Origin of the sequence: Rubrivirga marina (assembly GCF_002283365.1) — a bacterium.
Classification (GTDB): Bacteria; Bacteroidota; Rhodothermia; order Rhodothermales; family Rubricoccaceae; genus Rubrivirga; species Rubrivirga marina.
In genome coordinates this window covers 593,832-613,473 of record NZ_MQWD01000001.1, presented here as the reverse complement: position 1 = coordinate 613,473, position 19,642 = coordinate 593,832, and the positions used below count along the sequence as shown (strand labels likewise).

At 72.0% G+C, this 19,642-nt stretch carries 10 protein-coding genes; all 10 read left to right on the top strand.

Features of this window, described 5'->3' with window-relative positions:
• Positions 1–30: 30 nt before the first annotated feature.
• The 10 genes from BSZ37_RS02440 to BSZ37_RS02395 all read left to right on the top strand — a co-directional run bounded on the left by BSZ37_RS02440 (position 31) and on the right by BSZ37_RS02395 (position 19,638).
• On the top strand, positions 31–2,628 hold the full coding sequence (locus BSZ37_RS02440) for a T9SS type A sorting domain-containing protein (RefSeq protein ID WP_095509015.1): 2,598 nt from the start codon (positions 31–33) through the stop codon (positions 2,626–2,628).
• 100 nt (positions 2,629–2,728) lie between these two features.
• Positions 2,729–5,362, top strand: a complete 2,634-nt coding sequence (locus BSZ37_RS02435; protein ID WP_218830370.1) for a TonB-dependent receptor — start codon at positions 2,729–2,731, stop codon at positions 5,360–5,362.
• 137 nt (positions 5,363–5,499) lie between these two features.
• Complete coding sequence (locus BSZ37_RS02430; RefSeq protein ID WP_095509013.1) at positions 5,500–8,781, top strand: hypothetical protein; 3,282 nt, start codon at positions 5,500–5,502, stop codon at positions 8,779–8,781.
• Between the two features lie 4 nt (positions 8,782–8,785).
• Positions 8,786–9,838: a PorV/PorQ family protein gene (locus tag BSZ37_RS02425; protein WP_095509012.1), complete on the top strand. Its 1,053-nt coding sequence runs from the start codon at positions 8,786–8,788 to the stop codon at positions 9,836–9,838.
• Positions 9,838–11,145, top strand: coding sequence for an ABC transporter substrate-binding protein (locus BSZ37_RS02420; protein ID WP_095509011.1), 1,308 nt, complete (start codon positions 9,838–9,840; stop codon positions 11,143–11,145). Before BSZ37_RS02425 ends, BSZ37_RS02420 begins: the two co-directional genes overlap by 1 nt.
• Positions 11,145–12,089 (top strand): carbohydrate ABC transporter permease, encoded by a 945-nt coding sequence (locus BSZ37_RS02415; RefSeq protein ID WP_095509010.1) that lies wholly within the window; start codon positions 11,145–11,147, stop codon positions 12,087–12,089. Before BSZ37_RS02420 ends, BSZ37_RS02415 begins: the two co-directional genes overlap by 1 nt.
• Positions 12,089–12,910: a carbohydrate ABC transporter permease gene (locus BSZ37_RS02410; protein WP_095509009.1), complete on the top strand. Its 822-nt coding sequence runs from the start codon at positions 12,089–12,091 to the stop codon at positions 12,908–12,910. The genes BSZ37_RS02415 and BSZ37_RS02410 overlap by 1 nt, the downstream gene beginning before the upstream one ends.
• 2 nt (positions 12,911–12,912) lie before the next feature.
• Positions 12,913–14,364, top strand: a complete 1,452-nt coding sequence (locus BSZ37_RS02405) for a hypothetical protein (protein ID WP_095509008.1) — start codon at positions 12,913–12,915, stop codon at positions 14,362–14,364.
• Positions 14,365–14,371: 7 nt separating this feature from the next.
• Positions 14,372–16,558, top strand: coding sequence for a glycoside hydrolase family 130 protein (locus BSZ37_RS02400; protein ID WP_095509007.1), 2,187 nt, complete (start codon positions 14,372–14,374; stop codon positions 16,556–16,558).
• Between the two features lie 2 nt (positions 16,559–16,560).
• Positions 16,561–19,638, top strand: coding sequence for a LamG-like jellyroll fold domain-containing protein (locus BSZ37_RS02395; RefSeq protein ID WP_095509006.1), 3,078 nt, complete (start codon positions 16,561–16,563; stop codon positions 19,636–19,638).
• Positions 19,639–19,642: the final 4 nt, after the last annotated feature.

Here is a 19,642-nt window from a genome sequence, read left to right as displayed (position 1 = left end):
TTGGAAGCGCTTCCCATCCTCCCCACTCCCATGCATCGACTGCTACTCCCCGCGGCTGCCCTCGCCCTTCTGGCGTGGAGCCTCCCCTCGGCCCAGGCCCAGACCGCCCGCCTCGCGGCACAGAACAAGCTCAGCGATGGCGGCTTCGAGGCCGCCGCTCCGTCCTACTTCCAGCCGTCCGGCGCCGGGGCCACCTGGAGTGCCGAGCAGGCGCGGACCGCGGGCTACAGCCTCAAGCTCTCCGGCTCCGGCGCTGCCTCGTGGACCATGGATGAGGCGATCCGGAACTGGGTCCCGGCCTTCCCGGCGAACGCCGACCTCGAGTTCGGCGCGTTCGTGTGGGCCGACGGCGTGAACACGGCCCCGGCCTCCGACGACGCGAAGTTCCAGCTCGTCTACTCGTTCCGCGACGCGGCCGGCAACGACCTCCTCGGCCAAGACATCGTCCTCGACCTCCCGCAGGACGCCGCCTCGACGGGCGGCTGGGTCGAGGTTTCGACGTCCGATCTCGGCGCCATCACGTTTCCCGCCGCCGCGGCGAGCGCGACGATCACGGTTCGCAAGGGCGCGAGCGCGACGGGGACGGTGTACGTCGACGACTTCTTCGTCCGGACGGGGACCGAGGGCGTCTGGCCCGGCGACATCTTCAACGCCAACGTCGACGTCTCGGGCGGCTGGTACTACTACTGGGACAACTTCCCGCGCGGCGGCGACTGGCCCGACACCCAGGCCTTCGACGTCACGGTCACGGACGCGGACGCCCACACCGGCGGCCACAGCCTCCGGATCGAGCAACTCGACCCCACGGCGAGCGAGGCGGTCGCCATCTCCGAGCGCGTGCCGGTGACGCCCGGCGTGCCCGTCCTCGTGTCCTACTGGCTGAAGACGGAAGGCAACGCGGACCCGGCGACGATCGGGCAGGGCGACAACAATGTCGGTATGACGGCGCTGTGGTACTCGAGCCTCGAGTCCGGCGCGGCCGGGTACAACGAGCTCGGGGGCCTCGACATCCGGCTCAACGGGGAGTACAACCCCAACGTCATCCCGCTCCTGCCCCAGCAAGCCGACAATGGGTGGACGCAGTACGCCTTCGTGGTCTACCCCCGCGAGGACGCCGTCGGGATGGAGCTCCGGCTCCGGTACTGGCACAGCTTCACGGGCACGACCTACTGGGACGACGTGTTCATCGGCGACGCGCCGGACGTCGCCGCGGAGCTGCCCAACCTCGTCTCGGAGATGGGCTTCGAGGGCGACGTGCCGTCGTACTGGTCCGCCTCGGGCAGCGGGGCGGCGTGGTCGGCGGAGCAGTCGCGCTCGCCGAGCTACAGCCTGAAGCTGTCCGGGTCGGGCGAGTCGTCGTGGACCATGGATGAGGCGATCCGGAACTGGGTCCCGGCCTTCCCGGCGAACGCCGACCTCGAGTTCGGCGCGTTCGTGTGGGCCGACGGCGTGAACACGGCCCCGGCCTCCGACGACGCGAAGTTCCAGCTCGTCTACTCGTTCCGCGACGCGGCCGGCAACGACCTCCTCGGCCAAGACATCGTCCTCGACCTCCCGCAGGACGCCGCCTCGACGGGCGGCTGGACGCGCGTCTCGACGGCGGACCTCGGCGCCATCACGTTCCCCGCCGACGCGACGAGCGCGACGATCGTGCTCCGCAAGGGCGCGAGCGCGACGGGGACGGTGTACGTCGACGACTTCTTCGTCCGGACGGGGACCGAGGGCGTCTGGCCCGGCGACATCTTCAACGCGACGGTCGACGTGCCCGGCGGCTGGTACTTCTACAGCCCCGACGCCGGGACCGGCGTGGAGGGGTGGCCCGAGACCCAGCCATTCTTCCTGAGCCGGACCACGGCCGAGGCCCACACGGGCGAGTCGAGCCTGCTCATCGAGCAGAACACGGCCGAGGCCCCCGAGGCGGTCGCCATCTCCGAGCGCGTGCCGGTGACGCCGGGCGAGCCGGTCCTCATCTCGTACTGGCTGAAGACGGAAGGCAATGCGGACCCGTCGACGATCGGCCAGGGCGACAACAACGTCGGGCTGACGGCGCTGTGGTACTCGAGCCTCGAGTCCGGCGCGGCCGGGTACAACGAGCTCGGGGGCCTCGACATCCGGCTCAACGGGGAGTACAACCCCAACGTCATCCCGCTCTACCCGCAGACGGCGGACAACGACTGGACGAACTACGCCTTCGTGGTCTACCCGCGGGAGGACGCGGTGGGCATGGAGCTCCGGCTCCGGTACTGGCACGCGTTCACCGGCTCGACCTACTGGGACGACGTCTCGATCACGAACATCGGGAGCGGTGCGCTCTTCGCGACCGCCGGCGAGGGCGGCCCGGACCGCCCGGTCGCGGGCGCGCAGGACCGCTGGCTCCGCCCGAACGCGCCGAACCCGTTCGGGGCCGGCACGACCGTCCGGTTCGCCCTGCCCGAGGCGGCCGAGGTCACGCTCGAGGTCTACGACATGGTCGGCCGCCGCGTCGCTGTCCTCGCCGACCGCCAGCCGATGGCGGCCCAGGAGCACGCCCTCGCGCTCGACGGCCGCGACCTGACGAGCGGGACCTACCTCCTCGTGCTGCGGACGCCTTCGCACTCGGAGGCCCTCACGATCACCGTCGTCCGGTAGCGCTCCCTCGTCGATCCGTCCGGGGTGGCCAGTGGTGGCTGCCCCGGACGCACCCGCCCGACCCGTCATGCGATCGCCTCTCCGTGCGTGGGCCCTGCCCATGCTCGCCCTCTCCGTGCTCCTGGCCGGCGCGGTCTCCGCGCAGACCGGCAAGGTGGCCGGCCGCGTCGTCGACGCCCAGTCCGGCGGCGCCGTCATCGGCGCCAGCGTCCTCGTGGTCGACACCGACCGCGGGGCCTCGACCGACGTCGACGGCTACTACTCGGTCATCGGCATCCGGCCGGGGACGTACAGCGTCCGCGTCTCCGCCATCGGGTACGGGACGCGCGTGGTCGAGGGCGTCCGCGTCCAGATCAACCGGACGACCGACCTCGACGTGGAGCTGGCGGAGGAGACGACCCAGACCGAGGAGGTCATCGTGCGTGCCGAGCGGCCGATCGTCCAGCGCGACCTGACGTCGTCGGCCGCGTCGATCTCGTCCGAGGAGCTCGAGGCGCTCCCGGTCCAGTCGTTCTCCGACGTCGTCAACCTCCAGGCGGGCGTGGTCGAGGGGCACTTCCGAGGCGGGCGGACCGGCGAGGTGGCCTACCTCGTCGACGGCGTGCCGGTCAACGACGTGTACGACCAGTCGTTCGCGTTCCAGGTCGAGAACGAGGCGATCCAGGAGGTCGAGGTCATCTCGGGCACGTTCAACGCCGAGTACGGCCAGGCCCAGTCGGGCGTGGTCAACATCGTGACGAAGGACGGCGGCGAGGACTACGCCGTGAGCCTGACCGCCTACGGCGGCGGCTACGCGACGGGCGCCAGCGACCTGTTCGAGCGGCCCGAATCGGTCTCGGCGACCGGCAACGTCGAGGCCAACGGGTCGCTGAGCGGCCCGGTCCCCGGCTTCGGGTCGCGGCTCACGTTCTTCGCGTCCGGCCGCGTCGTCCGCAACGACGGCTACCTCTACGGTCGGCGCGTGGTCCAGCCGGTCTACGCCGAGACCGACCAGCGCGTCCCCGTCGAGGTCGACGGGCGGACGGTCTACGTGCCGGCCCTCGGCGACAGCACGCTCGCCTCGCTCAACTGGGGCGAGCAGGAGACGGCCCAGCTCAAGCTGACCGGCCAGGTCTTCGGCGGCCGGCTCGCGCTCAACGGGCTCCTCCAGACCGACCGCGGCCAGAACTACGACCACCTCTTCCGCTACAACCCCGACGGGCAGACCACGGTCCACGGCCGCTCGGCCTCGATCATCGGGACCTACACGCTCCTGTTCTCGGGGAGCACCTTTCTCGACCTGAAGGCGGCCACGTTCCAGAACGCCGTCGACGAATACGTCTACGAGGACCCGCTCGATTCGCGCTACCCGCGGGACACGGCGCTCCGCGAGCTCAGCCCCAACTTCAGCTTCTACCTCGGCGGCGCGCGCCCGACCCAGTTCGCCCGCGAGACGCGGACGTCGGTCGGCCGGTTCGACGTCACGAGCCAGGTCACGCGGCGGCACCTCGTGAAGGGCGGGGCGGAGGTCAAGCTCCACGACCTCGCGCTCGACCGGTTCGACGTGCTCAACAACGCGTCGACGGGGTTCGAGCCGGACATCCCGCCGGCCGGGACGCCGGCGCACGTGAGCTACGACCAGCAGCCCATCGAGGCCTCGGTCTATGTCCAGGACAAGATGGAGTTCGACTATCTCGTGGTCAACGCGGGCGTCCGCCTCGACTACTTCGACGCGCGGACCGAGGTGCCCTCGGACTTTACGCAGCCGCGGACGTCGGAGCGGCGGGCGACGGAGGCGAAGTGGCAGCTCTCGCCCCGCCTCGGGCTGGCCTACCCGATCTCCGAGGCGGGCGTGGTCCACGTGGCCTACGGGCACTTTTTCCAGATGCCGCCCTTCGATTTCCTGTTCACGAACCCGGACTACATCTTCGACCCGGAGCTCGGCCTGGGCCGCCCGTTCGGCTACGCCGACCTTGAGCCGCAGCAGACCGTAGCCTACGAGGTCGGGCTCCAGCAGGGGTTCTCGAACACGGTCGGGCTCGACCTCACGGTCTACTACAAGGACATCCGGAACCTCCTCGGCACGCGGATCGAGACGATCGCGGCCGGCGTCGGCGAGGACTTCCAGCTCTCGCGCTACGGCCGCTACGTGAACCGCGACTACGGCAACGTCCGCGGCGTGACGGTCTCGTTCGAGCGCCGCCCGCTCGACGGGTTCGGGCTCAACGTCGACTACACGTACCAGATCGCCGAGGCCAACGCCTCCGACCCGCGCGACCGGCTCCTCGCCGAGCAGGCCGGCAACGAGCCCGTCAAGCAGCTCGTCCCGGTCGAGTGGGACCGCCGCCACCAGCTCAACGTCCGCGCCGCCGTCGGCCAGGCCGACCGGTCGTTCGGCCTCGTCAGCCTCGTGGCCCAGCTCGGCTCCGGGCTCCCCTACACGCCGACGCAGGCCGACCAGCGGACGGGCGTCGAGAACTCGGCCCGCCGGCCCGGGGTGGCGACCGTCGACCTGTTCGCCACGCGCGTGGTCCGCCTCGGCGGCCTCGAGCCCGGCCTGTTCCTCCGGGTCTACAACCTGCTCGACGCCCGGAACGTGACCAACGTCTACACCGACACGGGCCTGCCCACGCCGAACCTCCGCTACTACAGCGGCGCCGCGCTCGGCCTGAACTCGAAGGACGAGTTCCTCCGGCGCCCGGACTTCTACGTCGCCCCCCGCCTCGTCCAGGTCGGCGTCAGCCTCGACCTCTAGGCACGATCGGCATGATTCCCTCCCCCCACCCTGTCATCCTGAACGCAGTGAAGGATCTCAACGCAACCGTTTGGGCTCGTCGCCCCCGGCTCATCGGGCACACTCCTGGGCGTCGAGATCCTTCGCGTTCGCTCAGGATGACAAGCTTGGGCTACGGGGCGCTCCTCCTGCTCGCCCTCGCCGCGAGTGTGCCCGCCTCGGCGCAGCGCGAGCCCGACCCCAACGACGGGAACCCCCAACTCACGCAGTGGGGCGTCCTCGACGGCAACCGCGTCCGGACGCTCTACTCCAACTACGGCGAGATCTCGCGCTACCCCGACCAGCCGTCCGGCGAGTGGCCCAAGGGCTCGGGCCACAGCTACGTCGACGGCATCGCGTTCATCGTCTCGGCCGCCACGACCGATGCGCAGGGCAACCGGATCACGCCGATGAGCACGAACTACCGCGAGTTCATCGACCGCGACCCGACGACGCGCGTGCCGTGGGGCTGGGCGCCCGTCCCCGGCTACTCGAACCCGTACCAGGCCAGCCCGGCCCGCAGCGACGACGAGCGGACGTGGCCCGGTGAGTGGCCCGACCGACCGATCGACTGGGCCGGCCAGTGGAACGGGTTCTTCGGCCGCGGGGTGCGCAACGCCGACGTCGAGACCTACTTCGTGTTCGACGACGCGCCGGACCGGGAGTACACCCAGGAGCCGCACCGCTTCTTCCCGTGTCCGGGCGACACCCGAGGCGGGCTGGGTCTGGAGGTCGCCGTCCGCGGGTTCCAGTGGAATCACCCGCTCGCCCAGGACGTCATCTTCTGGGTCTACGAGATCACGAACGAGTGCGGCGTCGACTACGACGACGTCGTGTTCGCGCAGTACATCGACTGGGGCGTCGGCGGGACCGACGACTCGGGCGACGACGAGGGCGCCTACAACACGCGCCTCGACCTCGCCTTCGCCTACGACGCCGACGGGATCGGCTCGCCGGGCCAGTGGAGCCCGGTCGGGACGGCCGGCTACGCGTTCCTGGAGTCGCCCGGCAACTCGACCGACGGGACCGACAACGACGAGGACGGGATCACCGACGAGACGCGCGAGAGCGGGCCGGGCGACCTCGTCGAGGGGGCGGAGGCCATCCGCGCCGCCGTCGAGGCCCGCTACAACGTCGACGATTTCGAGCGCTTCTACGGCCCGGTCGAGGAGACCGTGGCCTACCGGAACGGCCGCTGGTGGACGGGCGACGAGAACATGAACTGGGAGCAGTTCCTCGACCTCAACGAGGACGGCCAGTGGTCCGAGGGCGAGCCGCTCCTCGACGACGTGGGCGCCGACGGGCTCGGGCCCGAGGCCGACAACTACCCCGGCCGCGACGTCGGCGAGGGCGACGGGCGGCCGACGGCGGGCGAGCCCAACTTCGACGCGCTCGACAAGGACGAGTCGGACCAGATCGGGCTCACGGGCTTCTCCGTCTTCGACGTCCACCGCTACGAGCTGACGGACGACGCCGAGAACTACCGGGTCTTCCGCGAGGCGCTCCCGCCCGTCGACGTGATCCTGGAGGGGGGGCGCAACCTCGGGATGTTCTTCGCCAGCGGCCCGTTCCCCCTCGCGGCCGGCCAGACCGAGCGGTTCTCGATGGCCCTCCTCTTCGCCGACAAGGACTTCGCCGACCCGCGCGACGTCGAGAACTCGGCCCTCGCACGGAAGAAGCAGACGGTCCAGCAGATCTACAACGCGAACTACCGGTTCGCACGGCCGCCCGACAAGCCGACGCTCACGGCCGTCTCGGGCGACGGGCAGGTCACGCTCTCGTGGGACTCCCGCTCGGAGCGGAGCTACGACCCGTTCCTCCGCGAGTACGACTTCGAGGGCTACATGCTCTACAAGAGCACCGAGCCCAACTTCCGCGAGCGGCTCTTGGTCACCGACGCCTACGGCAACCCGGTCTACCAGCGGCCCCTCGCCCAGTTCGACCTGCCCAACGGGCTCCGCGGACTCCACCCCGTCCCGGTCAACGGCGTCCAGTTCAACCTCGGCAACGACTCCGGGTTGCGGCACTCGTACGTCGACCGCGACGTGGTCAACGGGCAGACGTACTACTACGCGCTCGTGGCCTACGACCGAGGCCTCGTGAACCGGAACGACGACGGGTCCTTCCCCTCGACGCCCGACGGCAGCGTCGACGGGCTCTCGCCGTCGATCACGACGGCCGTCATCAACAACGACATCGCGGGGAACGTCGTCACCGACATCAACACGGCGGTCGCGACGCCGCGCGCGCCGGCGGCCGGCTACGTCCCGCCGGAGGTCGCCTCCTACGACGCCGACATGCGGGGGACCGGGGCGGTCGATCTCACGATCGTCTCGCCGTCGGCGCTCCGGGACGCGCCGCGCTACGAGGTCCGGTTCACGAACCCCTCGGTGTGGGACACCGACCTGAATCCGACCTACGAGCTGGTCGACACCGCCAGCGGCGAGATGCGGGAGAGCGGGACCATCCGGCCTGGCCTCAACGAGCTGCCCCTCACCGACGGGTTCGCCCTCGCGGTCGAGGCGCCCGGCGAGATCGTCGTGCCCGACTCGACGGTCCGGTACGTGCAGGGCGATGGCGGGACCTATCGCACGATCGTCGAGCCAGGGACGGTCTCGGCCGTCGTGACGCCGGCTCGCTACGTCCCCTTCCCGTACGACTTCGAGGTCCGGTTTGCCGAGGCCGGGCAGACGCCGCAGACGAGCCTCATCCTCGCGTTCGGCCAGCAGGCGTTCCCGCTCCCGTTCCAGGTCTGGAACCGGACGCTCGACCGCCAGCAGGACGTGATCCTCGTCGAAGACGTCGACTCGCTCCGCAACGGGCAGTACGACCACGGGGACCTCATCATCCTGGTCGACGGCGAGACGCCGGGCGCCGAGCCCGCGCAGCAGGGCGGTCGCTGGCGGGCCGGCTGGGCGGTCCGGATCCGCCCGCCCGACCCCGTCGCCGAGCCGGGCGTGGTGCCGGTCCCGCCGCAGCCCGGCGCCGTCCTCCGCTTCGACACCGTCAAGCCGTTCGCGACCGGCGACCGCGTGGCGTTCGCGTTCACGCCGCCAGCCTTCGACGAGGCTGCGGCCGCCGACGCGCTCGACGACGTGTACGTCGTGCCCAACCCGTACGTCGCGACGAGCCGGTTCGAGCCGTCGAACCCGTACCTCGTGGGGCGCGGCGAGCGGCGGATCTACTTCATGAACCTGCCGCCGGAGTGCACCATCCGGATCTACACGATCACCGGCGATCTGGTCCAGACCCTCACCCACAGCGCCGCCGTCGACGACGGGCAGGAGCCGTGGGACCTGACCTCGCGCGACGGGATGGACGTCGCCTACGGGGTCTACCTCTTCCACGTCGACGCGCCGGGCGTGGGCGAGTCCGTCGGGCGGTTCGCCCTCATCAAGTAGCGCCATGCCAGCCACACAGCCCCTCGTTCGCAGGGCGCGGGTCGGTCTCGCGCTCGTCCTCCTCGGCCTCGGCGGCGGGCTCCCCGAGGCGGGCGCCCAGAGCGTGTCGCGGGCCGGCACGACGGCCGCGCCGTTCCTCCAGATCGGCGTCGGGCCCCGGGCCATGGCCCTCGGCGGTGCGTTCACGGCCTCGGCCGACGACGCGACGGCGCTCTACTGGAACCCGGCCGGGCTCGCGCAGATGCGCGCCGGTGAGTTCGTCTCGGCCCACAGCGAGTGGCTCGGCGACGTGAGTCACGACTACGTCGGCGTGGCGGTGCCGCTCGCGGGCGGCGTCGTGGGGGCGTCGGTGACGATGCTCGGCGTGCCGGAGATGACGGTCCGTACGGAGCTCAACCAGCAGGGGACCGGCGAGACGTTCGACGCGGCCGACCTCGCGGTCGGGCTGAGCTACGGCCGCCAGATCTCGGACCGGTTCTCGATCGGCGGGACGGCGAAGTACATCCAGCAGCGCGTGTGGCACTCGACGGCCAGCGCCGTCGCCGTGGACATCGGGACGCGGTTCCAGACCGACTTTTTCGGCGGGCTCACCATCGGCGCCGCGATCTCCAACTTCGGCTCCGACCTCCAGCTCGACGGCCGCGACCTCCGCACGTTCGTCGACCCCGACCCGAGCCAGGACGGGACGAACGGCCAGATCCCGGCCGACTACGCGCTCGACACGTGGAGCCTCCCGCTCGACTTCAAGATCGGCGTCGTCTCGCGGCCGCTCGCGTCGCGGATGAACCAGCTCAGCGTGTCCGTCGACGCGCTCCACCCGTCGTCGAACTACGAGAGCCTGAACGTCGGCGCCGAGTACGGCTTCCGCGAGCGGGTCTTCTTCCGTGGCGGGTTCCAGGGTCTGTTCCTGCCGGAGCGTGAGGGCGGCCTCGCCCTCGGCCTCGGCGTCCGCCAGCCGCTCCCGTACCCGGATGGCATGGCAAAGCTGGACTACGCCTTCCGCGACGGCGGGCGGCTGGGTCGCGTCCACACCGTCGGCCTCAGCGTCACGTTCTGATGCGCCGCGTCGCGCTCCTGCTCCTGGTCGCCGCCGCCTCGGGGGCGTTCGCGGCGTGCGACGACGGCACCCCCGAGACGAGCCCCGAGGCGGGCGGACCGATCGTCCTGACCTACTGGACGAGCCAGAACCCCCAGGAGCGCGCGTGGGCAGAGGTGCTGGTGGAGCGCTGGAACGCGGAGCATCCCGACATCCAGGTCGAGGCCCAGCCGATCCCGGCGGGCCAGTCGAGCGAAGAAGTGTTGCTCGCGGCCGTCGTGGCCGGGACCACGCCCGACCTCTGCTCGAACATCTGGCCGGGCGTCCTGAACGACTTTATCCGCGCCGGCGGCGTGCTCGCGCTCGACGAGATGCCGGGCTTCGACAGCCTCATGGCCGCCCGGACGCCGTCCGAACTGGCCGACCGGTTCGTCAGCGCCGACGGCCACGTCTATCAGCTCCCCTGGAAGACGAACCCGATCCTGATGATCTACAACGTCGACCTGTTCGAGGGGGCCGGCGTGACGCGCCCGCCGCGGACCTACTCGGAGTACCTCGCCGCGGCCGAGCGCGTCACGGGCGACACGGACGGCGACGGGCAGACGGACCGCTGGATGAGCGCCCGCGACATCCGCCCGATCTGGTGGCAGCGCTACTTCGACGTCTACCCGCTCTACCTCGCGGCGTCCGGCGGGCAGACGTTCTTCGACGTCGACGGCGACCTCGCCATCGACGAGGACGCGCTCCGCGAGGTCTACGGCTTTTTCCAGACGCTCTACCAGCGGGGCCACCTCCCGCTCTCGACGCTGCAGGGCAACGCGTTCGCCCAGCGCCGGATCGCGTCCGAGTTCACCGGCCCGTGGACGGCCGCGTGGCTCGTCGAGAACGCCCCGGACCTCCGGTTCGACTTCGCCCCGGTCCCCGTCCCCGACGGCTTCGACGGCGAGCCCGTGACCTACGGCGACTACAAGAACATCGCCGTGTTCTCGTCCACGCAGCACCCCGAGGCGGCGTGGGCATTCGCCCGGTACCTCGTCTCGCCCGAGGCTGACCGCCTCCTGATCGAGACGACGCGTCAGATCCCGATCCGCGCCGGCCTCCTAGACGACCCCGCCCTGGCGGACTTTTTCGAGGCCAACCCGTTCATGCGCCGGTTCGCCGAGCAGGCGCCCCACACGCGCGGCGTTGACGCGGTCCCGTCGCTCACCGAGGTCCTCGACGCCGTCGCCCAGAGCTATGAGCGGGCGATCTACGGGGTCGAGACGCCGGCCGAGGCCGTGGCCAGCGCGGACGAGCGGATCCGGGTCATCCAGGAGTGGGCCCACTGATGGCGGCCGAGCTCCCTACCATCGACTCGGTCGAGCGCGTCGCCTACGCCGAGGCCCTGCCCGCCTCGGTCGCCACGCCGAGGCGGGCGCCGCGGGACTGGCGCGGGCCGCTCCTCGCGGCGCCGTACTTCCTCCACCTCGCCGTCTTCTTCGGCTACCCGCTCGTCTTCGCGATCGTCCTCGTGTTCCACCGGTGGGACCTCGTGACGCCGATGGAGTGGGTCGGCCTGGGCAACCTCGGCCGTCTCGTCGCCGACGACCTGTTCGCGCGGGCGATGCTGAACACGGGGCTGTTCCTAATCATCCACATCCCGCTCCAGATCGTCGTCGCGCTGTTCTTCGCGGAGCTCCTCAACAAGAAGCTGCCGGGGCAGGGCTTCTTCCGGGCGATCTACTTCCTGCCGGTCGTCGTCTCCGGCGTCGTGGTGACGATCCTGTTCGCGCAGCTGTTCGCGTTCGACAGCGGCTACGTGAATAAGGTGCTCGTGGCGCTCGGCGGCGAGCGGGTGCCGTGGCTCGTGTCGCCGGCGTGGGCCATGCCCGCGATCGCGCTCGTGGCGACCTGGAAGAACGTCGGGCTATACGTGCTCCTGTTCCTGGCCGGGCTTCAGAACATCCCGGCGCCGCTCTACGAGGCGGCCGAGGTCGAGGGCGCGACGCGCTGGCAGACGTGGCGGTGGGTGACGCTCCCGATGCTCAACCCGCACATGGTCACGGTCGTCGTGCTGTCGACGATCGGCGGGTTCTCGCTGTTCGTCGAGCCGTACGTGCTGACGGGCGGCGGGCCGCTCAACAGCACGCTCTCGGGGCTCCTCTACATCTACAACCAGGCGTTCACGTTCAACCACATGGGCTACGCGGCCACGCTCGGGCTCGCATTCGCCCTGCTCATCCTGGTCGTGGTGCTCGTGCAGCGCCGCGTGGTCGAGGCCGAGGCTACGTGATGCGCGGCCGCCTCCCCCGCCTCCTCGCGCAGGCGGCGCTCGTCGTGGGCGCCGTCGTCTTCGCCTACCCGTTCGTGTGGATGGCGCTGGCGACGCTCAAGCCCGAGGCCGAGATCGCGGCGCTCAACCCGCTCCCCTCGAGGTGGACGGCCGAGAGCTACCGGCTCGTGTTCGAGACGATCCCGCTGGGCCGGGCCTTCTGGAACAGCGTCCTCGTGACGGGCCTCGTGACGACGCTCGCCCTGTTCTTCGGGTCGGTCACGGCCTACGCCCTCTCGCGGCTCTCGTGGCGCGGGCGAGAAGCGGCGTTCGCGCTCATCCTGTTCACGATGATGGTCCCGTTCCTCGTCCTCCTCATCCCGCTCTACACGCTCGTCGTCGGGTTCGGGTGGACCGACTCGTACGCCGGGCTCGTCGTCCCCTTCATGATGAACGCGACGGCCGTGCTCATCCTCCGCCAGCACTTCCTGTCGCTCCCCCAGGGCTTGATCGACGCGGCCCGGATCGACGGGGCCGGCGAGTTCCGGATCCTGTTCCGGATCGTCTGGCCGCTGTCGGTGCCCGCGCTCGTGACGGCCGGCATCATCGTCTTTATCGGGAGCTGGAACGAAGTCCTGTGGCCGCTCCTCGTCGTCCGCGACGAGGCCATGATGACGATGCCGCAGATGGTGACGCTGTTCGCCGTCGGCGGCGGGGCCGAGAGCCGGCTCGGGCCGCAGCTCGCGGCGGCGCTCCTCCTCGCGCTCCCCGTCCTCCTGGCGTATGCCGCCTTCCAGCGGCGGTTCGTCGAGAGCCTCGCCACCACCGGCCTCAAGGGCTGACCATGCGCCAACTCCTCTGCCTCCTCGCACTCCTCAGCGTCTCCGCCTGCGCCTCGGCCCCGCCCGCCTCGGGACCGCCGTCGGCTCGGTCGGACGCTCCCCTCGCCGCCGTCGGCTTCAACCTCGACCACCTCGACTTCCTGGGCGAGGACGTCGTCCACGAGGGCGACACGCTCCGCTTGGTCCACATCTACGCCGAGGCGCCCGACTGGCGGTTCGTCGGCGACGACGACGAGGGGATCGCCTGCGTGGACGACGCGGCCCGCGCGGCCGTCGTCTACCTCCGGCACTACGAGCGGACGGGCGACGAGCGCTCGCGCCGGCAGGCCGCAAAGCTGCTCCGGTTCGTCCGCCACCTGCAGGCCGAGAGCGGGCTGTTCTACAACTTCGTCTGGGACCGCGACCTCCGGATCAACACGGAGCACGCCAACAGCGTGGCCGACAGCGTCTCGTGGTGGACCGCCCGCGCGGTCTGGGCGCTCGGCGAGGGCGCCCGCGTGCTCGCCGAGGCGGACCCGGCCGAGGCCGCCGCCGCCGCCGCGGCTGTCCGCCGCGTCGAGCCCCACCTCGACCGGCTCCTCGCCCGCTACCCGGCGGTCGCCGACGAGAACGGCCGCCCGTTCCCCCAGTGGTTGATCGCCGGCACCGCCGCCGACGCCACGAGCGAGCTGCTCCTCGGCCTCGTCGCCCTCCAAGAGGCGGAGCCGACCGACGACGGCGCCCGGCGCGTCCGCCGCTTCGCCGAGGGCCTGTCGCCGCTCCGCTTCGGCGACCTCGGCACGTTCCCCTACGGCGGCCACGCGTCGTGGACGGGCGGCTGGCACGGTTGGGGCAACAGCCAGACCCAGGCGCTCGCCGAGGCGGCCCGCCTCGGGCTCGCCGGCCCGGAGGCGCTGGCGAGCGCCGAGGCCGAGGCGCAGAGCCTCTACGCCCGGCTCCTCGTGGAGGGCTGGCTCCACAACCTCGACTACGCGACGGGCGACGCTCAGACCTTCGAGCAGATCGCCTACGACGTCCGCCCGGCCGCCGTCGGGCTCGTCCGCCTCTTCGAGGCGACGGGCGACGAACGCTACGCCGTGATGGCCGGGCTGGCCGCCTCGTGGTTCCACGGCGCCAACCCGGCCGGCGTTACGATGGCCGACCCGGCCACGGGCCGCGGCTACGACGGCATCTTGGCGCCCGACCGGACCAACCCGAACGCCGGCGCCGAGAGCACGATCGAGGCGCAGTTCGCGCTCCTCGAGGTCGCGGCCCATCCCGAGGCCGCGGCCTGGGCCTGGGCCGCGCCCGAGCCGCCGCGCACGCTCCGATGGGACGGGCGGACCGTCCGCGCCCGGACCTTCTCCGGCCCGGCCCTGGCCGTCGTCGTCCTCGACCCCGAGGCCGGCGCGTCCCACGTCTTCACCGGCCCCGAGGCCGATCGCTTCCTGGCCTCGGCCGCGCCTTCCCCCTGACCCTCGAATGGATCTCTTCGCACGCCGCCCAGCGCCCATCCTCGCGCCTTCGCCCGACGTCTCTTGGGCCAGCGGCGCCGTGTTCAACCCCGGCGCGGCGCTCAGCGACGACGGCACGCTCCGCCTGCTCGCGCGCGGCGTCCCCGCCGGCTACACGCGCGTCGCCGTCGACTCGCCGGACCGGACCGAGGCGGACTTTCTCTACGACAACTACGTCTCGCGCCTCGGCCTCGCGACCCGCCAGCCCGACGGCTCGTTCCGCCTCGACGCCGAGCCGTTCCTCACGCCGGGCTCGAACGTCGACCGCTACGGCGTCGAGGACGCCCGCATCACGCGCCTCGGCGACCGGTTCTACATCACGTACACCGTCCTCGCCGAGCCCGCCCACTGCGCCGACGCCGGCGTCGGGATCGGCCTGGCCTCGACGACCGACTGGGAGACGGTCGAGGTCCACGGGCGGATCGGGCCGGCGGTCCGCGACAAGGACGCGGCGCTCTTCCCCGGCCGGGTCGGCGGGCGGATCGCCATGTTCCACCGGATCGTGCCGGACATGCAGGTCGTCTTCTTCGAGGACGAGGAGCAACTCCGCCAGCCCGGCGCGGCCTTTTGGGAGGCCCACCTCGCCCGCCTCGACGACCACGTGGTGATGCGGCCGCGGGAGCGCTGGGAGGAGAAGAAGATCGGCGTCGGCCCGCCGCCCATCGAGACGCCCGGGGGCTGGCTCGTGGTCTACCACGGCGCCGACGCGGACCACGTCTACCGGGCCGGCCTCGCGCTCCTCGACCTCGACGACCCGCGCCAGGTGATCGCCCGGACACGCCGGCCCGTCCTTGAGCCGACCTACGACTACGAGATCGAGGGCGACGTGCCGAACGTCGTGTTCCCGCAAGGCGCCGTCGTCGAAGACGGCCAGCTCCGGCTCTACTACGGCGCCGCCGACACGGCCATCGGCGAGGCCACGGCCCCGCTGGCGGACGTCCTTGCCCTCCTCCACGAAGAGCGCGGGCACGGTCACGTCGCGCGCGTCCACCTCGACTTCCGTGGGCACGTCGACGAGCCTCGTGACCTTGGGGGGGCGTCGGCCGTGCCGGTCGAGCGGCTCCACGGTGGCCGCCCCGTCCTCGAGCCCGTCGCCGAGCACGCCTGGGAGTCCCGCGTCGTCCTCAACCCGGCCGCTGTCCTCGTCGACGACGCGGACGAGCTAGAGGCGCTCATGGAGACGTGGGCGCTGGGGGAGGCCGACCGCGCGACGCTCCGCGAGGCGGGCGGTGCGTGTGTGATGCTCTACCGTGCCCAGGGCTCGGCGTACCCCCGAGAGACGGCCTACGGCGCGCACGTCGCCTCCGCCCTCGGGCTCGCCGTGCTCACGCCCGACCTCCGGCTCGTCCGCCGCTGGGCCGAGCCCGTGATCGCGCCCGAGGCGCCGTTCCACGACCTCGGCGTGGAGGACGCCCGCTGCACCCGCGTCGGCGACACGTACTACCTCCACTACACCGGCTACACCAGCGCCGACCTCCCTGACCCGTCGATGGCCGGTCGCGTCCAGCTCTGCCTCGCGACGACGCGGGACTTCGTGACGTGGGACCTCCACGGGCCGATCGAGGGCGACCCCGGATCGGGCCTGGGGCAGGCCGTGAACGCGACGGACGACAAGAACGGGGCGCTCTTTCCCGAGCCCGTCGGCGGGAGCTGGTACCTGTGGCACCGGCCGATGCAGGGGGACCGCCCCATGACGATGCACCTCGCCGAGGCGGACCACCCCGACGGCCCCTGGCGGTCGCGCGGCGCGGTCCTCTCGTCGTACCGGTTCGCCGACCAGGCGACCTCGTGGGTCGGCGCGGCCGGGCCGCCTGTGGCGCTCGGCGACGGCGAGTTCCTGGCGGTCTACCACCAGGGGCACTTCTCGTTCGACGGCCGGCGCCTCTACAACCTCTCGGCGGCCCTCGTCGCGCCCGCCGAGCCTGACCCCGTCCTCGCCCGGATCGAGCCGCTCCTGCTCCCCGAGGGCGACGCCGAGCGCGTCGGCGACGCCGACCTCGGGGTCGACGACGTCGTGTTCTCGTGCGCCAACTACGTCGTCGGCGGCGACCTCGTGGTGCCGTACGCCGGAGCCGACAGCCGGATCTTCGGCGCCCGCCTCCGCCTCGGCGCCCTCGTCGACACGCTCCGCCAGCGGGCCGAGGCGCACGCCTAACGATGCGCCACCTCCTCGCCCTCGCCCTGGCGGCGCTCGCCGGACCGGCCATCGCTCAGCAGGTGGTGATCGACCGCGTCGAGCAGATGCCAGCGGTGCCGGCGGACTACCACCTCCGCGACTGGGGCCGCGTAGCGACGGCCTACGACTCGCTCGTGTTCGACGCCTCGCGGCCCGGGACCTACGCGCCGTTCGTCGGGCTCTACGACGGGACCGTCAATTACCCGGCGCACGGGGCCTTCGGGATCGAGACGTACGTGGGGGGCGGCAACGAGGTACCGGGCGAGGCGATCAACGTCCTCCCAGCCCTCGTCGGCGCGACGCTCAACGGGGCCAGCAAGCGAAGCCAGTTCGGGACCGACTGGGTGCTCCGCGCCGAGGAGTTCTTCGGCCGCGCGTCGGGAGAAGGGGTCTACCTCAACACGCCGGCCGCGCGGAGCGGCCAGGACTGGTGGTACGACACGATGCCGAACGTCTTCTTCTACCAACTCCGCGATCTCTACCCCGGGTTCGGCGGCTCGGACGCCCAGTTCGTGTCCGTCGCCGAGCAGTGGCTCGACGCGGTCGAGGCCCTCGGCGGGAGCGCGACGCCGTGGGCGGTTCCCTCGTTCAACGCCCGCGCCATCTCACTCACGACGCTCCAGCCGCTCACGTCCGGCGTCCACGAGCCCGAGGCGGCCGGGGCCATCGCCTGGATCCTCTACCACGCCCACCGCGAGACGGGCGACGAGCGCTACCGGATCGGGGCCGAGCTGGCGCTCGACGACCTCGACCGGCGGACCCAGAACCCGTCGTACGAGCTCCAGCTGCCCTACGGCGCTCTCGCCGCAGCCCGTATGAACGCCGAGCTGGGCACGAGCTACGACGTCGAGAAGCTGGTCCGGTGGAGCTTCGAGGTCGGCCCGCTCCGCAACTGGGGGACGGTCGTCGGGACGTGGGGCGGGCGCTCGGTGAGCGGGCTCGTCGGCGAGGCGCGGTACGAGAACTACGCGTTCGCGCTCAACGGCTTCCAGCAGGCCGCGGCGCTCGTCCCGCTCGTGCGCTACGACGACCGATTCGCCCACGCCGTCGGCCGGTGGATGGTGAACCTCGCGAGCGCCTCGCGCCTGTTCTACGGCCCGTTCCTCCCCGACGAGAACCAGGACAACGAGGCGTGGATCGCGGCCAACGACCCGCTCGGCGTCGTGGCCTACGAGGGGCTCCGCGAGCGCGTCGGGACCACGAGTCCCTACGCGACCGGCGACGCGATGCGGAACGGCTGGGCGCCGACGAACCTCGGGCTCTACGGCTCGTCGAGCGTCGGGTACCTCGGGGCCCTCGTCGACTCGACCGAGGTGCCGGGGGTCCTCCGCCTCGACCTCCGCGCGACCGACTTCTACGCGGCCCCGTCCTACGCCTCGTATCTGGTCTACAACCCGACCGCCGAGGACGCGACGATCACGGTCCCGCTCCCGTTCGGCACGTACGACGTGTACGACGCGGCCGCCGACGCCTTCCTCGCCCGCGGCGTCACCCAGTCCGCCTCGGTGACGGTCCCGGCCGACGAGGCGCGCGTCCTCGTCTTCCCGGCCGCGAACGGAACGGAAACGCGGGAGGGCGGGCGCCTCCTCGTCAACGGCATCGTCGTGGACCACCGGGCGGACGTGCCGGCCGACCGGCCGCCGCGCGTCCGGGCGCTCGTCGCGGCCGACACGACGCTCTCGGTGGGGCAGGCGACGGCGCTCTGGTGCACCGGCGGCGACGCCGAGGGCGCCGTGTCCGTCGCCTGGTCCGCCGAGGCGGGGACGCTCGTTTCGGACGGCACCCGCGCGACGTGGACCGGTGCCGCTGTCGGCGACGTGCCCGTGGCGTGCACCGTGACCGATGGCGCAGGGCAGACGGCGGCGGCGAGCGTCACGCTCCGCGTGCTGGCGAACCAGGCGCCCCAGAACGTGACCGTGACGGCGTCGCCCGGCGTCGCGGACGTCGACGGATCGACGACGCTCGCGTGCGCCGCCAGCGACCCCGACGGCGATGCGCTGACGTACGCGTGGGAGGCAGAGGCCGGTTCGATCGAGGGCGACGGGGCCGAGGTGACGTACCACGCGCCCGGCGCCGCAGGTCGTTTCCGGATCACGTGCACGGCGGCTGACCCGAGCGGGGCGTCCGCCTCGGGAGAGACGTCCGTGACCGTCGGCCGCCTCGTCCTCGACCTCGCGCTCGACGCCAGCGCCGACGACGCGAGCCCGTTCGAGAACGACGGTGAAGTCCTCGGCCCCGTGGCGGCCCCCGGTCGCACCGGCGCCCCCAACACGGCCCTCCGGTTCGACGGCCTCGACGACGCGGTCCGCGTGCCGGACCACCCGACGCTCGACATGGCCGAGGCCGTGACCGTCAGCGTCTGGGCGCGGCCCGACGACGGACCGGACCGCGAGCGGTTCATCGTCTCGCACGGGAGCTGGCAGAACCGCTGGAAGCTCTCGCTCACGCCGGAGGGACGGCCTCGCTGGACCGTCAAGACCAAGGTCGGCGTCGTCGACCTCGACGCACCGAGCGCCGTGGTCCCAGAGGCGTTCGTCCACCTCGCCGCCACCTACGACGGGGCCGCGATGACGCTCTACGTCGACGGCGAGCGGGTCGCGACGGCGCCGCACACGGGGCGGATGCCGTCGGCGGGCGTCCCGCTCCTCCTCGGGCAGATGCTCCCCGGCCAGGCCGACTACAACTTCGCGGGCGTGCTCGACGACGTCCGCGTGTACAACCGGGCCCTCACGGATACCGAGGTGGAGGCCCTCAGTCGGGGGGAGACCGCGGGGGAGGGCGGGGGGGCGTCCGGCACATTCTCCCTCGGTACTCCGCGCCCCAACCCGACTGCGACGCGGACGACCGTGCGGCTTGCGGTCCCCGAGGCGGGCGCCGTCCGCGTCGTCGTGTACGACGCGCTCGGCCGCGCCGTAGCGACGGTGCACGACGGGCCGCTCGCGGCCGGGGACGTCGAGATCGTGTGGGACGGCGCGCGCCGGAGCGCGGCCGGCGTCTACGTCATCCGCGCGACGATGGGCGAGCGGTCGGCCTCCCGGCGCGTCCTCGTCGTGCGGTGAGGCC